Below are 2094 nucleotides of genomic sequence, written 5' to 3'. Positions count from 1 at the left end.
ACTCCGGAAAAAGGCTGAAGCCGAGGGATTTTCGGATCGCGTTGTATGGAGAGGCTCGCTTCCGAACCAGCAGATATCGGCAATGCTTCGCGCGTGCGATCTGCTTGCGCTTCCCAGTCGATTCGACGGATGGGGCGTCGTCGTGAACGAGGCGCTTGCCGTGGGCACGCCCGTTGTCTGCTCAGATGCTTGCGGCGCGGCAGATCTCGTCGCGAAGCCCGTCTTGGGCCAGGTCGTTTCCGCCCGAAGCATCACACATCTTACCGAAGCGATCCGGGATCGCATTCATTTAGGGCGGACGAACAGTACGACACGGGCAATCATTCGCGAGCATGCCCGCCAATTCGCCCCTGCGAGCATTGCGAAATACTTCGTCGACATTGTCGGTTCCGTATGCCGACAGACCGAAGCACCATCCGTGCCATGGCGAAACATGGGGCCATGCCGTTGAACATTCTCTGGTCTGGCCCGCTCCAGTCGAGCGAGGCAATGATCCGCGGCACGGCGCCTCATCCCGCGACCATGCGATGGCAGCGCATGTTTATTGGCGGGCTACGCGAAGCAGGGCATCACGTGCGCTGGATCGGGCACGAGCCTCACCGGACGTGGCCCTGGGGGCCGCTGCGTGTGTCAGCTGCCAGCCAGGCGGATATGCACGAAATCGACCCGGAAGGCACCCAAGTTTGCTACACGAACGTGAGCCGGTTTCGCAATCGGTCCCTGCGTTGGGGCTACCGCCGGGCCACGCTGGCGGCAATCCGTGCCGCACGCCCCGACGTCGTGGTCACCTACAACGCCGATCCGTGGATGCAAGGTGTCGCCGATGCCGCCGTAGCGGAAATGGTGCCGTGGGTGCCCGTTGTTTTGGAGTGTTCGCATGACCCGTTATCTGACGGATGGCATGCGTTTAAGCGTGCCACGACTCGGGCGCACGGCGTGGCATTCATCTCGCATTGGGCGTACACCCATGCGCCCGGCGATCGGAAATATCTTTTGGCCGGCGCGATCATGCCGCGGGCTGTCGCTCCAGCGTTTCTCATTAAGGCGCGCGCGCCGCTCCTTCTCTATGCGGGCGCTCACTCCCGTGCAGGCGGTATCGACCGCCTCATTCGGGCGCTACCGCTGTTAAAGACCGCTGGAGTGCGGCTGTTGATCACGGGCCAAGGCAAGGGCCTCGATCGGGAAATCACTCGCGCTTGTGAGACCGCCCCCGGCGTCGAGGATCTCGGCATGGTAACAGACGACCATCTTGCCGAGTTGGCTTCCGAAGCGCACGTACTGGTGAATCCGAGGCCACTGAACTTTGAAGCAAACCGAACAAACTTTCCCTCAAAGCTGCTGGATTATCTCTCGTACATCCGCCCCGTCGTCAGCACTCGCACAGATGGAATTGGTCCAGGCTACGACGACCTAGTACACTTTACGGCAACAGATGAACCGTCCGATATCGCCAAAGCTATCGACGATGTCCTGCATATGGATGATCATGAACGGGATCGATGGATGCAACGCATAGCCGCTGCCGTGGATCAAATGACGCCACGGCGTGCAGCTGACGACTTCACTTCATGGCTCATACGGATGGGTATCGACAAGTCGCCATGGCAACGGGTTACAGCCGCTGTAACGTGAGACCTACGCCGTTCACTGGTAAGGGTCCCTGCTGACGTGCGACTTTTTTACGTCCAGCACGCGGGTACCCCAGGCGGCTCGGTTGTGAGCCTGCGCTACCTTGTCGAGGGCATGATCGGGGCAGGGCACGACGTCGCCGTAGCCATGGTGGAACCCAACGGCGAGGTGCGGAAGATCTACGAGGGCCGTGGAGCGACAGTGTTCGACACCCCGGAAATCCCTCTCTTTCGTCACACGACGGCGGGCTGGGCCCGGCTGGGTGATCCCCGGGCCTGCGTCTATCAAGCCCGGGCGTTTGCCAAACGACCCGCGGGCGTGGCCCGGGTGCGACACTTAATCGATGCCTGGAAGCCCGATATCGTGCACCTCAACAGCGTCACGCTAGCGTTGTTGACCAACGGCCTGCGCGGTTGCGGGGCGCCTCTGGTCTGGCACGTCCGCGAGTCGCCGGTGCAGGGGTAC

At 61.7% G+C, this 2094-nt stretch carries 3 protein-coding genes; all 3 read left to right on the top strand.

From position 1 onward, the window contains the following. The coding region (locus tag WCJ41_RS21690; RefSeq protein ID WP_336907916.1) for a glycosyltransferase at positions 1-451 on the top strand (451 nt) is incomplete at its 5' end. Then, entirely contained in the window at positions 442-1632 is a 1191-nt protein-coding gene (locus tag WCJ41_RS21685; RefSeq protein WP_336907915.1) for a glycosyltransferase, read from the top strand. The genes WCJ41_RS21690 and WCJ41_RS21685, both read left to right, overlap by 10 nt. A 36-nt stretch (positions 1633-1668) precedes the next feature. After that, the coding region (locus WCJ41_RS21680) for a glycosyltransferase (protein ID WP_336907914.1) at positions 1669-2094 on the top strand (426 nt) is incomplete at its 3' end.

Source organism: Aestuariivirga sp., from assembly GCF_037139295.1.
Taxonomy (GTDB): Bacteria; Pseudomonadota; Alphaproteobacteria; order Rhizobiales; family Aestuariivirgaceae; genus Aestuariivirga.
This window is presented reverse-complemented; position numbering and strand designations above follow the sequence as displayed.